Below are 15,472 nucleotides of genomic sequence, written 5' to 3'. Positions count from 1 at the left end.
CCGGTGGTCGGAAAGCCCCTCTACGGCACCCTGCACGGCGCCAAGAAGGGCCTGAAGGACTTCATCGCCCCGCAGGGCATGTTCGAGGACCTGGGTCTGAAGTACGTCGGCCCCATCGACGGCCACGACATCGACGCCCTGGAGTCCGCGCTGGCGCGCGCCAAGCGCTTCGGCGGGCCCGTGATCGTGCACTGCCTCACCGAGAAGGGCCGCGGCTACCAGCCCGCCCTCCAGGACGAGGCGGACCGCTTCCACGCCGTGGGCGCCATGGACCCGCTGACCTGCGCCCCGCTCGTACCGCCCGGCCGACCGTCCTGGACCGCCGTGTTCGGGGACGAGATGGCGGCGATCGGCGCCGAGCGCCCCGACGTCGTCGCGATCACCGCGGCCATGCTGCACCCGGTGGGGCTGACCCGGTTCGCCAAGGCGTTCCCCGACCGCGTCTACGATGTGGGGATCGCCGAGCAGCACGGCGCGGTCTCCGCGGCCGGGCTCGCCACCGGCGGTCTCCACCCGGTGTTCGCGGTGTACGCCACCTTCCTCAACCGCGCCTTCGACCAGGTGCTGATGGACGTGGCCCTGCACCGCTGCGGGGTGACCTTCGTGCTGGACCGCGCCGGCGTCACCGGCACCGACGGCGCCTCCCACAACGGCATGTGGGACATGTCCGTCCTCCAGGTCGTCCCCGGTCTGCGCATCGCCGCACCGCGCGACGCCGAGCGGCTGCGCGAGGAGCTGCGGGAGGCCCTGGACGTGAGCGACGCACCCACCGTGCTGCGCTTCCCCAAGGAGTCGGTGGGGCCCGAGATCCCGTCGCTGGGGCGCATCGGCGGGATGGACGTGCTGCGGCGCACGGCGGAGCCCGACGCCGCCTGCCCGCCCGACGTGCTGCTGGTGTCGGTGGGCGCCCTGGCGCCCGTCTGCCTCCAGGCCGCGGAGCTGCTGGCGGAGCGCGGCGTCAGCTGCACCGTCGTCGACCCGCGGTGGGTCAAACCCGTCGACGAACACCTCCCGCCGCTGGCGGCGCTGCACCGCCTGGTCGCCGTCGTGGAGGACAACAGCCGCAGCGCGGGCGTGGGGTCGGCGATCGGGCAGGCGCTGCGCGACGCCGGCGTCGACGTGCCGCTGCGGACCCTCGGCCTCCCGGAGCAGTTCCTCGCCCACGCCAAGCGGGCGGAGGTCCTCGCCGACGTGGGCCTGACACCGGTGGAGATCGCCGGGCACATCAGCGCCGCCCTGGCGGGGAAGCGCACGGACGCGCTCAAGGACGCGGCGGCGGGTTCCGTGACCGGTTCTGCGATCGGTTCCGTGGCCGGTTCTGCGACGGGTTCTGCGACGGGCAAGGAGCACTGAGGCACATGACCGACCTGCCGACAGGCGTCGAGTCGCATCCCGAAGCGGCCTCCGGCGCGGCGCCCCCGGGCGGCACCGGAGGGTTCGACCTGACGGCGCTGCTCGCCGAGCGCGGCGCCGAGCGCTACGCACTGCACTCCCGGCACCTCAACCACCAACTGCCGCGGATGCTGCACACCATCGGCTTCGACAAGACCTACGAGCGGGCCGAGGGCGCGTACTTCTGGGACGCCGACGGCAACGACTACCTCGACATGCTCGCCGGCTTCGGCGTGATGGGCCTCGGCCGGCACCACCCCGTCGTCCGCAAGGCACTGCACGACGTCCTGGACGCCTCGCTGGCCGACCTCACCCGCTTCGACTGCCAGCCCCTGCCCGGGCTGCTCGCGGAACAGCTGCTCGCGCACAGCCCGCACCTGGACCGGGTCTTCTTCTCCAACAGCGGTACGGAGTCGGTGGAGACGGCCCTGAAGTTCGCCCGGTACGCCACCGGCCGCCCCAGGGTGCTCTACTGCGCGCACGCCTTCCACGGGCTGACCTGCGGCTCGCTCTCCGTCAACGGCGAGTCGGGCTTCCGCGACGGCTTCGCACCGCTGCTGCCGGACACCGCCGTGCCGCTGGGCGACCTGGCGGCCGTGGAGCGGGAGCTGGCCCGCGGGGGCGTGGCCGCCCTCGTGGTGGAGCCGATCCAGGGCAAGGGCGTGCACGAGGCGCCGCCGGGCTTCCTGCGCGCCGCCCAGGAGCTGCTGCACCGCCACAAGGCCCTGCTGATCGCCGACGAGGTGCAGACCGGCCTCGGCAGGACCGGGGACTTCTACGCGTACCAGCACGAGGAAGGGGTGGAGCCGGACCTGGTGTGCGTCGCCAAGGCCCTGTCCGGCGGGTACGTGCCCGTCGGAGCGACCCTCGGCAAGGACTGGATCTTCAGGAAGGTCTATTCGTCGATGGACCGCGTCCTCGTCCACTCCGCCAGTTTCGGGTCCAACGCCCAGGCGATGGCCGCGGGCCTCGCGGTGCTCTCGGTGATCGAGGACGAGGGGCTGGTGGCCCGCGCCCGGACGACCGGGGAACTGCTCAGGTCCCGGCTGGGTGCGCTGGTGGACCGCTACGAGTTCCTGCACGAGGTGCGCGGCCGGGGCCTGATGACCGGCATCGAGTTCGGCCGCCCCGACTCGCTCCGGCTGCGCAGCCGCTGGAGCGTGCTCCAGGCGGCCCGCAAGGGGCTCTTCGCGCAGATGGTCGTGGTGCCGTTGCTCCAGAAGCACCGGATCCTGACCCAGGTGTCGGGCGACCACCTGGAGGTGATCAAGCTGATTCCGCCGCTGACGATCGGCGAGCGCGAGGTGGACCGCTTCGTCACCGCCTTCACCGCGGTCATGGACGAGGCGCACGCGGGCAGCGGACTGATGTGGGACTTCGGCAAGACCCTGGTCAAACAGGCCGTCGCCAACCGCTGACCGAAGTGCCGACACGCCGCGCTGACCTGCGTCTTCGGCGAAGTTTTTGCCTCTGAGGCAAGAAAGTTGCCTCAGAGGCACTTTCCTGGCGCAATGGACTCATGCAGAGTCCTCCCGGGGGCCACCCCCCGGACCCCCGCACCCCGGCGGTCCCCGCCGCGGCGCCCCCGGCGCCGCAGGGCGCCGGCGCACCGGTCGAGCTGCCCGACGTGGCGCCCCGACTGCGCGACCTGCGCCGCCGCCGGGGACTGACCCTGGAAGCCGCGGCGCAGCGCGCCGGACTGTCGCCCGCGCACCTGTCCCGACTGGAGACCGGCCGCCGACAGCCTTCGCTGCCGATGCTGCTCAGCCTCGCCAGGATCTACGGTACGACAGTGGCCGAGCTCCTGGGCGAGCTGGCGCCCGAGCACGACCCCGTGATCCGCGCCGGTCGCCGCGAGCCGTCGGAGGCCGACGGCTGGACGTACCACCAGGTCGGCGGGGCGGGGCGGGCCATGCAGGCGCTGCGGCTGATCGTGCCGTACGGAGCCCAGGGCGATCTCGTGCGGGTGCACCCCGGCGAGGAGTGGCTGTACGTGCTGGACGGGCGAGTACGGCTCAGCCTCGGCGAGGCCGTGCACGAACTCGGCCCCGGCGACAGCGCCCACTACGACTCGCTCACCCCGCACCGGATCGCGGCGGCCACCCGCGACGGCGCCGAGATGCTGTTCGTGCACACCCTGCTCCAGAGCCCGGACATCCTCCATCCGCACCTCTGACGCCCGCGGTCCCCACGCACCCGTCCGCACTTCCTGACATCCGCACTTCTGGTCCGGCCCGCTGGGGCCGGGGAAAGCAGAGGCCAGTCATGACCGAGAACCCGACGGCGCCCGAAGGCGCCGCACTGCCCGACCCCGCCGCGTCCCGGCGGGAGAAGAAGGAGGAGGGGAAGTTCCCGAAGGGCATCTGGATCCGGCTCTTCGCCTACCTGGTCGCCGGCCACGTCTTCGCCGGCTTCCTCTACCTGCTCTTCGAGGTCGGCGCCAAGTAGCCCCGCTGGCCCGGGCGCGTTCGCGTCAGGCGCCGTCCCCGTCGACGAGGCGCGCCCGCAGCCGCTCGCGCGTCTCGGGGGTGAGGCCGAGGCCCTCGGTGAGGTAGGGCTCGATCCCGCCCCAGGTCTGCTCGATGGCGTCGAAGGCGGTGTGCAGGTACTCCGCCCGGGCGTCGAAGAGCGGGCTCAGCAGCTCCATGACCTCGGCGGACATCCCCGCCGGCGCGCCCTCGGCGCGGCGCACCAGATAGCGGCGGTGCGGGTCGTTGGACTTGAGGTAGTCCGCCTCGACGGCCTCCCTCTCCACGCCGACCGCGAGCAGCGCCACGGCGACCGACAGCCCCGCGCGGTCCTTGCCCGCCGCGCAGTGCATCAGCGCCGGCACGCTGTCCTGCGCGAGGGCGTGCAGCACCTGGCTGTGCTCGGCCGTGCGCTGGGTGATGATCATGTGGTAGGAGGCGATCATCCGGTTCGCGGCCTGGCCGTCGCCCAGCAGGGCGCGGAGCTGGTCGAGGTCGCCGGAGCGGACCATCTGCCAGAACTCGGCCCCGTCGGCCGGGTCGCTCAGCGGCAGGTTCACGTTCCGCACGCCCGGCAGCGTCACGTCCGCCCCTTCGAGGCGGATGTCCGCCGCGTTGCGGAAGTCGAAGATCGTGTGCAGGCCGAGGGAGGTCAGGAACGAGGCGTCCTCGCCGGTCGCGTGGGCCAGGTGTCCGCTGCGGAAGAGCCGACCGTGCGCCACGGTCCGACCGTCCGTCGTCGGGAGCCCGCCGACGTCGCGGAAGTTACGGACCCCGGTCAGTTGGGGTTCGGTCGAGGGGACCTGCGGCACCTGCTGCGTCACGAAGGCTCCTGGAGAAGTCGCTGCCGCCGGCGCTCGTCGCCGACTGTGGCGTGTTCCCGACGATACGACATCGGTACCTGGGGCAATCATCGTCAGGGACCGGTCCCCGGCCCGTGCCGCACCCCGCCTCCCCGCGCCCGTGCGCGCGACCTGGACGCGAGCGTCATCCGACTCCGACTCCGACGTTGATGACCGCCGAGGAAACGTCTCATCTGTCCGGATTGATTGAGTAATGCGCTCTTCGGTATAACGTGCCCCGGCTATGGGGGAGATGGGCGCCCCTCATGAGCAGGATCACAATGGTGACGTTGTGTGGCGGCTGTCCGGAAAGGGGATGCGTCCGGCGGGCGGGAGTTGACGGGGCGGCGTCCACGGAGGGTGACTGCCGGCGGCCGGCGCGATGATCCATGTGGTCCGGGCGCGGGCCGTCATGGCTTGTTCCTGGCGATGTGGCCGGTTTACGGTCACGGCACTCCGGACGGACCGCCTCATCCTGCCGCCGCCCGGATCATCACCCACCCACCTGTGGCAGGAGCGGGGGACCCAGGTAGTACGCCGGTCCGGACTCCGGACGGCTCGGGGTGAAGTCGCGCCCAGCGCGCGGCCGGGCATCTCCAGCTCGAACCCGACAGCTCACCTCGCAGGCGTCGGAGAGGAACAGCACCATGTCCGCACAGGGCAAGCACCGCCGTCCCAAGTCGACGGCCTTCACCCGTGGATTCGTCGCCGCCGGCACCGGTGGCGCCGCCATCGCCCTTCCCCTGATGGGCGCCACCGGCGCGCACGCCGCCGAGCAGACCGCGCCCGCGGCCCCTGTCGTCGCCCCGGTCTCGGCCTCCGCCGCCCCGGCCGCAGAGAAGGCCGCCGCCGCGCCGACCACGTACGTCGTGGTCATCGGCGACCACCTGTCCAAGATCGCCGACGAGCACCGGCTCGACGGCGGCTGGCAGCAGCTCTACCAGGACAACCGCGCGGCCGTCGGCGAGAACCCCTCGCTGATCCACCCCGGCCTCAAGCTCACCGTCGGCGCGCAGGCCGACGGCAAGGGCGCCGCGAAGGCGGAGAAGCCGGCCGAGAAGCCGGCCGAGAAGCCGGCCGAGAAGCCGGCCGAGAAGAAGGTCGAGAAGCCGGCCGAGAAGAAGACCGAGAGCGACAAGGTCGAGAAGAAGGTCGAGCCGAAGGCCGCGCCCGCCGCCCCGGCCGCCCAGAAGGCGACCGGCGGCACCACCGCGCCCGCGGAGTCCTCCGACTCCTCCACCGGCACCAGCAGCGGTTGGGCCGCCCCGCTCGCCAACGCCCAGGTCTCCACCTCGTACCGCGCCTCCGGCGCCATGTGGTCCAGCGGTTACCACACCGGTGTCGACTTCGCCGCGCCCACCGGCACCGGCGTCCGCTCCATCGGCCCCGGCTCGGTCGTCTCCGCCGGATACAACGGTGCGTACGGCAACGAGGTCGTCATCAAGCACACCGACGGCACCTACTCCCAGTACGCCCACCTCTCCTCCCTCTCCGTCTCCGCCGGACAGAGCGTGACCGGCGGGCAGTCGATCGGCCAGGTCGGCTCCACCGGCAACTCCAGCGGGCCGCACCTGCACCTGGAGGTCCGCACCGGCCCGTCGTACGGCTCGGACATCGACCCGGTCGCCCACCTGCGCAGCCACGGCGTCTCGCTCTGACCCCGGCGCACCGCGCCACCGGCCGCTGACCCGGCCCTCCCGAATCCCCCACGGAGCCCTCCGTTCCGTGGGGGATTCGGCGTATTCCCCATCACCTCGCCATCTCCGGTGTGATAAATCACTGCGCGTCAACCCCTCCCTACGGTCGCGTAGGTCACATCTGTAGGGCGAAGATGAGTTCTTGTGGCAGACGATTCGAGAACAGAGAACAAGGGCGGATTCGGGTCGTACGCAGCCATCGGTGACAGCTTCACCGAGGGCGTGGGGGACCCGGGACCTGACGGAACGTACGTCGGCTGGGCGGACCGGTTCGCGGTCCTGCTGGCCGACCGCAAACCGGAGCACAGCTTCCGGTACGCCAATCTCGCGGTGCGCGGCAGGCTCCTCGACCAGATCGTGGAGGAGCAGGTGCCGAGGGCGAAGGAACTCGCCCCGGACCTGGTGTCGTTCTGTGCGGGGGGCAATGACATCATCCGACCGGGCAGCGACCCGGACGACGTGGCGGAGCGCTTCGAACGAGCCGTGTCCCAACTGACCGCAGCGGTCGGCACGGTCATGGTGACCACCGGATTCGACACCCGGCACGTGCCGGTCCTGCGCCACCTGCGCGGCAAGGTCGCCACCTACACGGCGCACGTGCGGGCCATCGCGGACCGCTACGGCTGCCCGGTGCTGGACCTGTGGTCGCTCAAGTCGGTCCAGGACCGCCGGGCCTGGGACCCCGACCGGCTGCACCTGTCGCCCGAGGGGCACACCCGGGTGGCGCTGCGGGCGGCACAGGTCCTCGGGCTGGAGGTGCCGGCCGACCCCGACCAGCCGTGGCCGCCGCAGCCGGTGCGCGGCACCCTGGAAGTACGGCGCGACGACATCCACTGGGCCCGTGAGTACCTGGTGCCGTGGATCGGGCGGCGGTTGCGCGGCGAGAGCTCGGGCGACGACGTGGTGGCGAAGCGGCCGGACCTGCTCCCGCTGTGACGCCGCGGCCTCACGACCGCCCGACCGCATGACCCCGTGATCGAGCGGGCCCCGCCGGGACGCGGCGGGGCCCGTCCGACTACCCGGCCGGGTGCGCCGGGATCCGTTCCAACACGCCGCCGGCGAACACGTCGTACAGCGGCAGCGACTCCAGGTGGACGTAGCCGATGTGGCAGTCGCACACGGCCAGCGGACAGGCCCGCGGACGCAGTGCCGCGCGGTACGACCCGTCGTAGAGGTTCCCCAACTCGGCGGGGACGAAGTGACAGCGGCGCACCGTGCCCGACCCGTCGACGGAGACCACCGACTCACCCGTACGACACGGCAGCCCCGCCGAGGGGTGCGGCCGGCGGCTGTACGGGAACAGCGGGTCCAGCGCGGTCCACTCGTCCGCCGCCTCGTCCGAGTACGCGTGTCCCTCCGCCGCGTTCACCCACAGATAGACGTGGTCCGGCAGTTCGGCGCGCAGCCGGCGGGCGTGCTCCAGGTGCTCGGGCAGCCCCACGATCCCGACGCTGAAGCGCACCCCGCGCCGTCCCAGCTCGTGCGTCTTGGCGAGGAACCGTTCGTACGGCGTCTGCCCCGGGTGGTATGTGCACCACAGCGCCAGCGCGTCCAGGTCGGCATCGGCGAGCCAGTCCGTACGGCAGGACAGATTGGTCTGGATGGCCACCCGCCGCACGTGCGGCAGCCGCGACAGCTCCACCATGGCACGTCGGTACCAGGAGCGGACCAGGCCCTCGCCCCACGGGGTGAACAGCACCGACAGCCGGTCCTGCGACTGCTCCGCCACCCAGCCGGTGAACCGCTCCAACGCCGCCCGGTCCGCACGCAACTGCTCCGGGCTGTCGCGGCGCTTGGCGAACGGACAGTACGGACAGTCGTAGTCACAGGACGCCAGCGGCCCCCGGTACAACACCGTCAGATCCATCGTGCGCCCCTCACTTCGGCTCGTACGCGGCCATGCGGGCGCGCACGGCGGGGGAGAACAGCTCGGGACCGAGGGCGTCCGAGTGCGCCAGGCCCTCGGGTCCCAGCCGGAGCAGGTCGGCGGGGGCGGACGCGTCCAGCCAGCCGCGCGCCGCGAAGCGCTCCAACTCCGGACCGAAGTCGTCGTCCACGTCCCCGCCGAAGCGCGCGCGGTACTCCGCCCGCGACATGCCCTCGGCCTGGAGCAGGGACTGCAACAGATGGCGGCGGTGCGCCTCGTCGTCGTCCACCGCGTAGCCGACCTCGGCGCGGGTGAAGTCCTCGGTGCGGGTGTACGCGTCGATGATGCCGCGCACCTCGGCCGTCGCCACCGCGTAGTCGAACGAGTAGTGCAGCCGGGAGGTGTACGAGCGGGCGCCGCAACCCAGGCCGATCATGCCGTCCGTCTGGCAGGCGTGGTCGTCGAAGGCGGCGGCCGGCGCCCCGCGGCGCCGGAACATCCGCATCGACACCTGCTCGTAGCCGTGGGCGACGAGGTGGTCCCGGCCCTGTCGGTAGAAGGCGAGGCGGCGGGCGTCCCAGGCGTCGTCGTCGCTGCGGGCCCGACCGCCGAGCCCGGTCAACGGGCGCACGTACAACGGGTAGAGGTACAGCTCCTCCGGCTGCCAGGACATGGCCGCGTCCAGGGAGTAGCGCCAACTGCGCGGGGTCTGGCCGTCGATGCCGTAGATCAGGTCGACGTTGAGCACCGGGACGCCCGCGTCGCGTATGCGGTCGAGCGCGGCCACCACCTCGGTGCCGCGCTGGGGTCGCACCGCCGCCTTCGCCTCCTCGGCGACGAAGCTCTGCACGCCGATGCTGACGCGGGTGGCGCCCCGCTCGGTCAGCACCGCCAGCCGGTCGGCGGTGGCGGTCGCCGGGGAGGTCTCCACGGAGAGCGGCACGGCCGAGAGGTCAGCCCCCATGCGCTTCTCGGCGATGTCGCACAGCCGGTCCAACTCGTCGGCCGTCAGGAAGGTGGGGGTGCCGCCGCCGAAGGCCGCGGCGGCGAAGCGCACCGGGCCGTCGTCGCCGAGCGCGTCCCGCACGGCGGTGGCCTGGCGGTCCAGCGCGTCGAGGTAGCGGGTGGTCAGCTCCCCGGGCGCACCGATGCGGGTGAAGAGGTTGCAGAAGCCGCAGCGCACCTCGCAGAACGGCACGTGCAGATAGAGCGCGAGCGCGTCCTTGCGCTCCGCCGCCCACAGCGTGCTCAGCTCGGGGCGGTCGTCGAGGGGACGGTACGCCGTCTTGTGGGGGTAGGCGTACACATAGCTCTGGTACGGGCGGGGGCGGTCCGCGGCGCTCATGCGGACGCCGCCGACGTCCGGGCCGGGGCCGCCGCTGCGGACGGCTCCAGGAAGAAGTTCGCGTACGGCACGGTCCACACGGCCGGGTGCGCCAGGCGGTGGCCGGTGTAGCCGTCGTCGCCGTAGGCCGTGCCGTGGTCGGAGCAGACGATCGCGAAGCAGCGCCGACGGCTCGCGGCGGCGGCGAAGAGCCGGCCGACGTGCCGGTCGACGTACTCCAGGGCGGCGGCGTGGGTCTCGCGCGAGTCGCCCGCGTCGGCGCTCGCGCCGGGCAGGTGGAACCAGTTGGGCTGGTGCAGCGCGGGCACGTTCACGAAGAGGAACAGCCGGCGCTCGGGCGGCAGCGCGGCCACCACCTCCTCGGCGCGCGCCACCTGGGCCTCGAAGGAGGTGGGGGAGGCCACGGAGAACTCCGGCTCCCAGTGGCTCTCCTGGAACAGGCCGGGCAGCACCGAGCCGAGCGGCCCCTGCCGGTTGAAGAAGCCGACGCCGCCGATGCACACCGTGCGGTACCCCTCGGCGGCGAGGGCGGAGACCAGGTCGGGGGAGTCGAAGACGTAGGTGCGGCCGGCGGTCGTCTCGCTGCCCGCGAAGCGGGCCGCGAACAGCCGGGGGTGCGGCCCGGGGGCGGCCGGGGTCGGCAGGAACCCGGCGAACATCGCCTGGTGGGACGCGTAGGTGAAGCTGCCGGGCGCATGGCGCTCCTGCCACCGGCCGTCGGGCAGGTGCCGGGCCAGGTTCGGCAGGCGGCCGGCCGCCGCCAACTCGACGGCGACGTCGTAGCGCAGCGTGTCCAGGGTGACGAGCAGCAGGTCGTCGCGGCCGACGACCGCGTTCATGTCCGGGTCCGCGTTCATGGCCGGGCCCGGACGGGGGTCCGGTACCGGGCGAGGGGCGGTCTCAGTTTCGGTGTCGGTGTCAGACAACGGCGCGGTCATGGGTGGTTCCTCGTTCGTGCGGTCGTACTCGGCGCTGGTCTTCTGGACGGAGTCGATTAGCGGCGGGGCCGGCGGGGGAGCGGGCCGCCCACCGCTCGCGCACGGCGGCGATCTGCGCCGCGTACGTGTCCCGGCCCTCCGCGCCGCTGCCCGGCAGGCCGGTGAGTCCGGGCAGCAGGTCCCCGAAGGCGTTCGCCTCGCCGACGGCGAAGTGCCGCCAGCCCCGGAGGGGCAGCAGGTCCACGCCCACCCGGAGGGAGCCGGGGAAGCAGCGGGCCGTCCGCTCGCAGACGTCGAGGGCTGCGGACCAGTCGCCGCCGGCCGTCTCGACGGCCGCCCGCGCCGCGCTCAGGTCGCCGCGGGCGCCGCCGAGGTGGAGGTTGGTCATGGGGTGACGGCTGGTGCGCACCACCACGTGGGTGGCGCGGCCGGCGGTGACGACGACCCGGAGGTCCGCGGCGCGCCCCTGCTGGGACGCCTTCGGCAGCCACCGCTCGATGTGGAGCCCGTCCGGCGCGAGGGCGTCCACGAGGGCGGCCACCTCGCGCTCGGTGGTGTAGCGGCGCACCCGGAGCGAGTTGAAGAGCCGGCCCTGCGCGTCGCGCTCCACGGAGGTCGTGGCGTGGACCCGGCCGCCGCCGGCGGTCTCCACGGCGAGCACGCCGGACGCGGACGAGCCGTGCGCCGGTTTGACGAACATTCGGCGCAGACCGGCCTCGGCCGCCAGCGCGCGCACGTCCTCCCAACCGCGTACGGTCGGCGCCCCGCTACCCGAAGTCGGCGAATCGGGCACCGGCACCCCGGCCGTGCGCAGCACGCCGTGGCAGAGCCGCTTGTCGAAGAGGACCGCGAGGTCCTCCGGATCGTCCAGCGCAACGGCGCCCGCCGTGGCCACGGCCGCGGACACCTCGCGCGCGGCCGTCACGAACCGCTCGTACCAGCGGGCCGTGCCCTCCACACGGGCCGGGTCCTCGACGTCCCGCAGCACGCGGTCGACCTCGGGCTCCTCGCCGGGCGAGTCGAGCCGCACCCACTCGTCGGGGCGGAACTCCGCACGGCCCCGCAGCACCTCGCGCCAGGGCACCACCCGCACCGGGGGCAACCCGGCGGCGCGCGCCGCGTCCTGGAACATGGTCACGCGGCGGTGCCCCGGATGGCCGACCACGGCGATCCGGGGGCCGCTGGAGGAGTCCGTCCCGGTCACGGCGTCACTCTCCGACGGACACGTAACGGTTGTCCCAGTCGCTGTTCCGGTCCCACTCGGAGAACAGGCTCTCGCTCAGGTCGACCTCGACGCCGCTGGCACCCAGCGTGGTGGCGATCCGCTCCACCATGGACTCCGACAGGTAGTGGTGGTGCAGGTTGAGCTTCTTGAGGTGGGTCAGCGGCTGGCCGTTCAGCAGCGCTTCCGCGCCCTCGTCGCTGAGGGTGCCCATCGACAGGTCGAGGCTCTCCAGCCGGCCCACGACGGGCGCGCCCGCCAGGGACCGGGCGACCACGTCCTGCATGTCGCTGTTGCGCAGGGCCAGGTGCGTCAGCCGCGGCAGCCGCACTCCGGAGAAGAACGGTTCGAACTCCTGGATCCCGGCGTCCGCGCCGTACTCGTTGGTGCCGAGCCACAGGTCCAGGTGCTCCAGGGCCGGCAGGTCGCTCGCGGCGATGCCCTGGACCACCTCGCGGCCCAGTCCGCCGGTCTCCACCGTCAGGGACCGCAGCCGCTCGTGGCGCACCGGCTCGAAGACCAGTGCCTGCCCGCCGCGCACCCCGAACTCCTCCAGCAGCGGGAAGGCGTCCAACAGCGGATTCACGTGCCCCTGGTTGATCCAGGAGATCTCGCACTCGTCGAAGGAGATGTCCCCCAGGAACAGGGCCCGCAGGGCGGGGAACCGCTCGCCGGCGCCCGCGACCGCGGCGATCAGACTGTCCGGACCGGAGTCGTACGCCTCCTTCCACACGCCGACGACCAACGCCCGCACGGCGGTGGTGTCCACAGCGGCGACGAAGCGCTTGAACGCGTCCTCCCACTCCTCGCCCTCGGAGTCCCCGTAGCCGTCGACCGCGATCCGCCAGGCGACCGCGGACGCGGCCGGCAGCTCGGCCTTCTCCCCGGCCTCGGGGAAGTCGAAGACGGGCAGGCCGTGAAACTCCTGCAGATTGCTCATGGAGGGCTCCAGACACCGGAGGGTGATCGATCTGGTGATCGGTTCGATTGGCAGAAGTTGTACCAAGTCCGACTGACAACCGAAGGGGCGGGGGCGTCGCACGGGTCGCAGCGGACGTCGTCGGCGGTGCGTTGTCAGACCCTCCCGTTAGCGTCGTTTCCAGTTCGGCGCACTCGGCGCCGGCCGTCGAGGGGAGAGCCATGTACCGGCAGGGAGACGTGCTGATCGCGCCCGTGGCCGAGGAGTCGGTGCCCGCGCACCTCGCGGACGTCCAGGGTGAACCACGGGACGGGCGGGGCCGGTTGGTGCTGGCCCTCGGGGAGGTCACGGGGCATGCGCACGCCGTGCCCAGCCCCGGGCGGCTGGTGCGCGAGCAGGGCCAGTTCGGGCCGCTGCTGATGCACCTGCCGGTGGGTGGCCGGGTCGTCCACGAGGAGCACGCGGCCATCGAACTGCCCCGCGGGTGGTACCGGGTGATACGCCAGCGGGAGTACGTGCCGGGCGCGGTCCGGATCGTCGCCGACTGACGTCCGCGCACCACCACATGCGCCGCAGCGGGCACAGCCGCACGGCGCACGCAGCACAGCACACGGCAGCACAGCACGCAGGCACGACGGAGCAGCGGTCCCGGTCCACAGCCGGGCGAGCGGGGACGGGGATTCACATGCAGAACGCAGCGCATGCAGCTCACGCAACTCACACGGACAAGTGGCGGGCCGTTGCATCGGCGACCGGACCCGCGGACCGGGCGGCGGCCGAGGACGGCGTCCGGCTGGCCTACCGCAGGGCGGGGCTCGCCGAGCCCGAGCGGATCGTCTGGGCGGCCTCGCCCAGAGAGGCGGTGCTCACGGTGCGCTCCCTCGGAGCGGAGGCCGGCGCCTCCGTACGGGAGGAGGTGCGCACCCGCCCGTGGGCGGAAGAGCGCCGCCGGGTGCACGACGAGTTGGGGCCCGGTGGGTGGGTGGAGCTGTGGGCCGGGACGGGCGCCCAGCTCTGGGACGGGACCCGGGACCTCGCCGAGCGCATCAGGACCGGCGTCGTGGACCAGCTCGCGCCCCCGGCCGAGGACGAGGACGCCCAGGGGACGGAGAAGGCGTCCTCGGGGGTGGAGCCGATCAGGGCGTCCGAGGTCCGCCAGGTCCTGCTCGACGCGGTCCTCGGACAGCACGACGCCGCCTGGCTCGCCGCCTTCGACGGGCGCAGCCCGAAGCTGGAGGGGTTGGCGACCGTTGCCTCCCGCGCCGGTTGGTGGTGGCCGTACGAGAAGGTCGCCGTCGTCTGCGAGCGCCCGAGCGCACTCCACCGGGACGAGGCCGGCCGCCTCGACAGCGGAGAGGGCCCCGCGCTGGCCTACCCCGACGGATTCGCGCTGCACGCCTGGCGCGGCATGCCGGTGCCGCCCGACTTCGTCGACTCGCTGTCCACGCTCACCGCCACCCGCATACGCAACGAGGAGAACGCGGAGCTGCGCCGCGTGATGCTGGAGTACTACGGCTACGAGCGCTATCTGTCCGAGTCCGGCGCCGAGCCGCTGCACAAGGACGAGGCCGGCACGCTGTGGCGGATCGCCCTACAGGGCGACGAGGACGTCGTGATGGTCGAGGTGCTCAATTCCACGGCGGAGCCCGACGGCACCTTCCGCACCTATTGGCTGCGGGTGCCGCCGGGCGTCCGCACCGCGAAGGAGGGCGTCGCCTGGACCTTCGGGCTCGACGTCGCGGAGTACGCGCCGCTGCAACAGACCTGAGGCCCACCGCCCCAGGAGGTGTCAGCCGGTGCGGGGGAGCGGCCCCTCGATCTCCGCGGGGCCGATCAGGGCCGTGCCGCCCTCGCCCGTACAGGCGTGGGCACCGGCCCTCGCGCCCAGTCGGGCGCACTCGTGCGGCGCGCGCCCGGACAGCAGCCCGTGCAGGAAGCCGCTGACGTACGCATCGCCCGCGCCGTTGGTGTCCACCACGGGAGCGGGCGGCGTGACGGCGGGCACCGGCAGGAGAGCGCCGTCCCCGTCCCGGGTCAGGACGTACGAGCCGGCCGCGCCCGCGGTGGCGACGACCGCCCGCGCCCGGCCGGCGCGCAGTACCTCCCGCATCACGGCCTCGGTCGTGGACCGGGTGCCGGCGGAGCTGAGGAAGACGTACTGCGCCCGCAGGGCGAACTCGCGATGGTGCTCGTCCACCCCGTTCCAGTCGTGGAGGTCGGTCGAGACGGGCACGCCCGCCTCCTCGACGTCGTCGAAGAGGTGCCGCGTGAAGTCGGTGATCGTCAGATGGACGTGGCGCGCCCGCCGCAGCAGCGGGAGGTACGCCTCGCGCGGCATCCGCTGGCCGCCGGGGTCGCGGGCGTCGTAGAAGGACATCCGGCGTCCGGCGGCATCGACGAGGTTCACCGCGCGGCGGGTGCCGGTGGGGGAGTGCAGGGCCACGAAGTCCACCCGACCCGCGGCCAGTTGCTCCCGCAGCAGCCGGCCGGGGCCGTCGTCGCCGACGTAGTCGAGCAGGGTGACGGAACGGCCGAGGGCGCGGCAACCGAGCGCGACGTAGCCACCGGTCTGGCCCGCCCACTCCCGGATCGGGCCGACCCCGACGGAGTCGGCGAGCGGAACCGGCAGCGCCGGGACGCGGACCACGGTGTCCACCCCGGTGCCGCCGACGACGAGCACGTCAAGGGGGGCGTCGCGGCCGTCCGGGGTCGGATGCGGGGCGCGGGGCGATGACGAGCCGTAGGACATGGTCACCCAGTATGGCCGACGGCCAAGGGCCTC

Annotated in this window: 15 protein-coding genes and 1 riboswitch; of the genes, 8 read left to right on the top strand and 7 right to left on the bottom strand. The window is 73.1% G+C overall.

Annotated elements, in window-relative coordinates:
• From AB0E05_RS23995 to AB0E05_RS23980, 4 genes are all read left to right on the top strand, one after another.
• The coding region (locus tag AB0E05_RS23995) for a transketolase C-terminal domain-containing protein (RefSeq protein ID WP_361966787.1) at positions 1 to 1,353 on the top strand (1,353 nt) is incomplete at its 5' end.
• A 5-nt stretch (positions 1,354 to 1,358) separates the two neighbouring features.
• Positions 1,359 to 2,810, top strand: a complete 1,452-nt coding sequence (locus AB0E05_RS23990) for an aspartate aminotransferase family protein (protein ID WP_361966784.1) — start codon at positions 1,359 to 1,361, stop codon at positions 2,808 to 2,810.
• Between the two features lie 101 nt (positions 2,811 to 2,911).
• Positions 2,912 to 3,568 carry an XRE family transcriptional regulator gene (locus AB0E05_RS23985; protein ID WP_361966782.1) on the top strand — a complete coding sequence of 219 codons (657 nt, stop codon included), beginning with the start codon at positions 2,912 to 2,914 and terminating at the stop codon, positions 3,566 to 3,568.
• A gap of 89 nt (positions 3,569 to 3,657) precedes the next feature.
• Positions 3,658 to 3,840 (top strand): DUF6126 family protein, encoded by a 183-nt coding sequence (locus tag AB0E05_RS23980; protein WP_361966780.1) that lies wholly within the window; start codon positions 3,658 to 3,660, stop codon positions 3,838 to 3,840.
• A gap of 25 nt (positions 3,841 to 3,865) precedes the next feature.
• Here the strand turns inward: AB0E05_RS23980 and AB0E05_RS23975 are convergent, their stop codons facing one another.
• Positions 3,866 to 4,684 (bottom strand): tyrosine-protein phosphatase, encoded by an 819-nt coding sequence (locus tag AB0E05_RS23975; RefSeq protein WP_361966777.1) that lies wholly within the window; start codon positions 4,682 to 4,684, stop codon positions 3,866 to 3,868.
• Positions 4,685 to 5,190: 506 nt separating this feature from the next.
• Positions 5,191 to 5,344: riboswitch (cyclic di-AMP (ydaO/yuaA leader) on the top strand.
• Positions 5,345 to 5,349: 5 nt separating this feature from the next.
• Here AB0E05_RS23975 and AB0E05_RS23970 point away from each other — a divergent pair.
• Complete coding sequence (locus AB0E05_RS23970) at positions 5,350 to 6,360, top strand: peptidoglycan DD-metalloendopeptidase family protein (RefSeq protein ID WP_361966775.1); 1,011 nt, start codon at positions 5,350 to 5,352, stop codon at positions 6,358 to 6,360.
• A gap of 183 nt (positions 6,361 to 6,543) precedes the next feature.
• Positions 6,544 to 7,335: an SGNH/GDSL hydrolase family protein gene (locus tag AB0E05_RS23965; protein ID WP_361966773.1), complete on the top strand. Its 792-nt coding sequence runs from the start codon at positions 6,544 to 6,546 to the stop codon at positions 7,333 to 7,335.
• Positions 7,336 to 7,414: 79 nt separating this feature from the next.
• Here the strand turns inward: AB0E05_RS23965 and AB0E05_RS23960 are convergent, their stop codons facing one another.
• From AB0E05_RS23960 to AB0E05_RS23940, 5 genes are all read right to left on the bottom strand, one after another.
• Entirely contained in the window at positions 7,415 to 8,266 is an 852-nt protein-coding gene (locus AB0E05_RS23960) for an STM4011 family radical SAM protein (RefSeq protein WP_361966771.1), read from the bottom strand.
• Positions 8,267 to 8,276: 10 nt separating this feature from the next.
• On the bottom strand, positions 8,277 to 9,611 hold the full coding sequence (locus tag AB0E05_RS23955; protein WP_361966768.1) for an STM4012 family radical SAM protein: 1,335 nt from the start codon (positions 9,609 to 9,611) through the stop codon (positions 8,277 to 8,279).
• Positions 9,608 to 10,450 carry an STM4013/SEN3800 family hydrolase gene (locus tag AB0E05_RS23950; protein WP_361966799.1) on the bottom strand — a complete coding sequence of 281 codons (843 nt, stop codon included), beginning with the start codon at positions 10,448 to 10,450 and terminating at the stop codon, positions 9,608 to 9,610. Before AB0E05_RS23950 ends, AB0E05_RS23955 begins: the two co-directional genes overlap by 4 nt.
• Positions 10,451 to 10,529: 79 nt before the next feature.
• On the bottom strand, positions 10,530 to 11,753 hold the full coding sequence (locus AB0E05_RS23945) for an STM4014 family protein (RefSeq protein ID WP_361966766.1): 1,224 nt from the start codon (positions 11,751 to 11,753) through the stop codon (positions 10,530 to 10,532).
• Positions 11,754 to 11,757: 4 nt separating this feature from the next.
• On the bottom strand, positions 11,758 to 12,711 hold the full coding sequence (locus tag AB0E05_RS23940; protein ID WP_361966764.1) for an STM4015 family protein: 954 nt from the start codon (positions 12,709 to 12,711) through the stop codon (positions 11,758 to 11,760).
• 200 nt (positions 12,712 to 12,911) lie between these two features.
• Between AB0E05_RS23940 and AB0E05_RS23935 the strand changes: the two genes are divergently transcribed.
• A complete protein-coding gene (locus tag AB0E05_RS23935; RefSeq protein WP_361966762.1) occupies positions 12,912 to 13,238 on the top strand; it encodes a hypothetical protein in 327 nt (108 codons plus the stop codon).
• Positions 13,239 to 13,375: 137 nt separating this feature from the next.
• Complete coding sequence (locus AB0E05_RS23930; protein ID WP_361966760.1) at positions 13,376 to 14,458, top strand: DUF6745 domain-containing protein; 1,083 nt, start codon at positions 13,376 to 13,378, stop codon at positions 14,456 to 14,458.
• 21 nt (positions 14,459 to 14,479) lie between these two features.
• Here AB0E05_RS23930 and AB0E05_RS23925 read toward each other — a convergent pair whose 3' ends face one another.
• On the bottom strand, positions 14,480 to 15,439 hold the full coding sequence (locus AB0E05_RS23925; protein WP_361966757.1) for a carbohydrate kinase family protein: 960 nt from the start codon (positions 15,437 to 15,439) through the stop codon (positions 14,480 to 14,482).
• Between the last annotated feature and the right edge of the window lie 33 nt (positions 15,440 to 15,472).

The organism is Streptomyces sp. NPDC048057, from assembly GCF_040653095.1.
Classification (GTDB): domain Bacteria; phylum Actinomycetota; class Actinomycetes; order Streptomycetales; family Streptomycetaceae; genus Streptomyces.
Note: the sequence above shows the minus strand (reverse complement) of the source record. Positions and strands in the feature narration are given on the sequence as shown.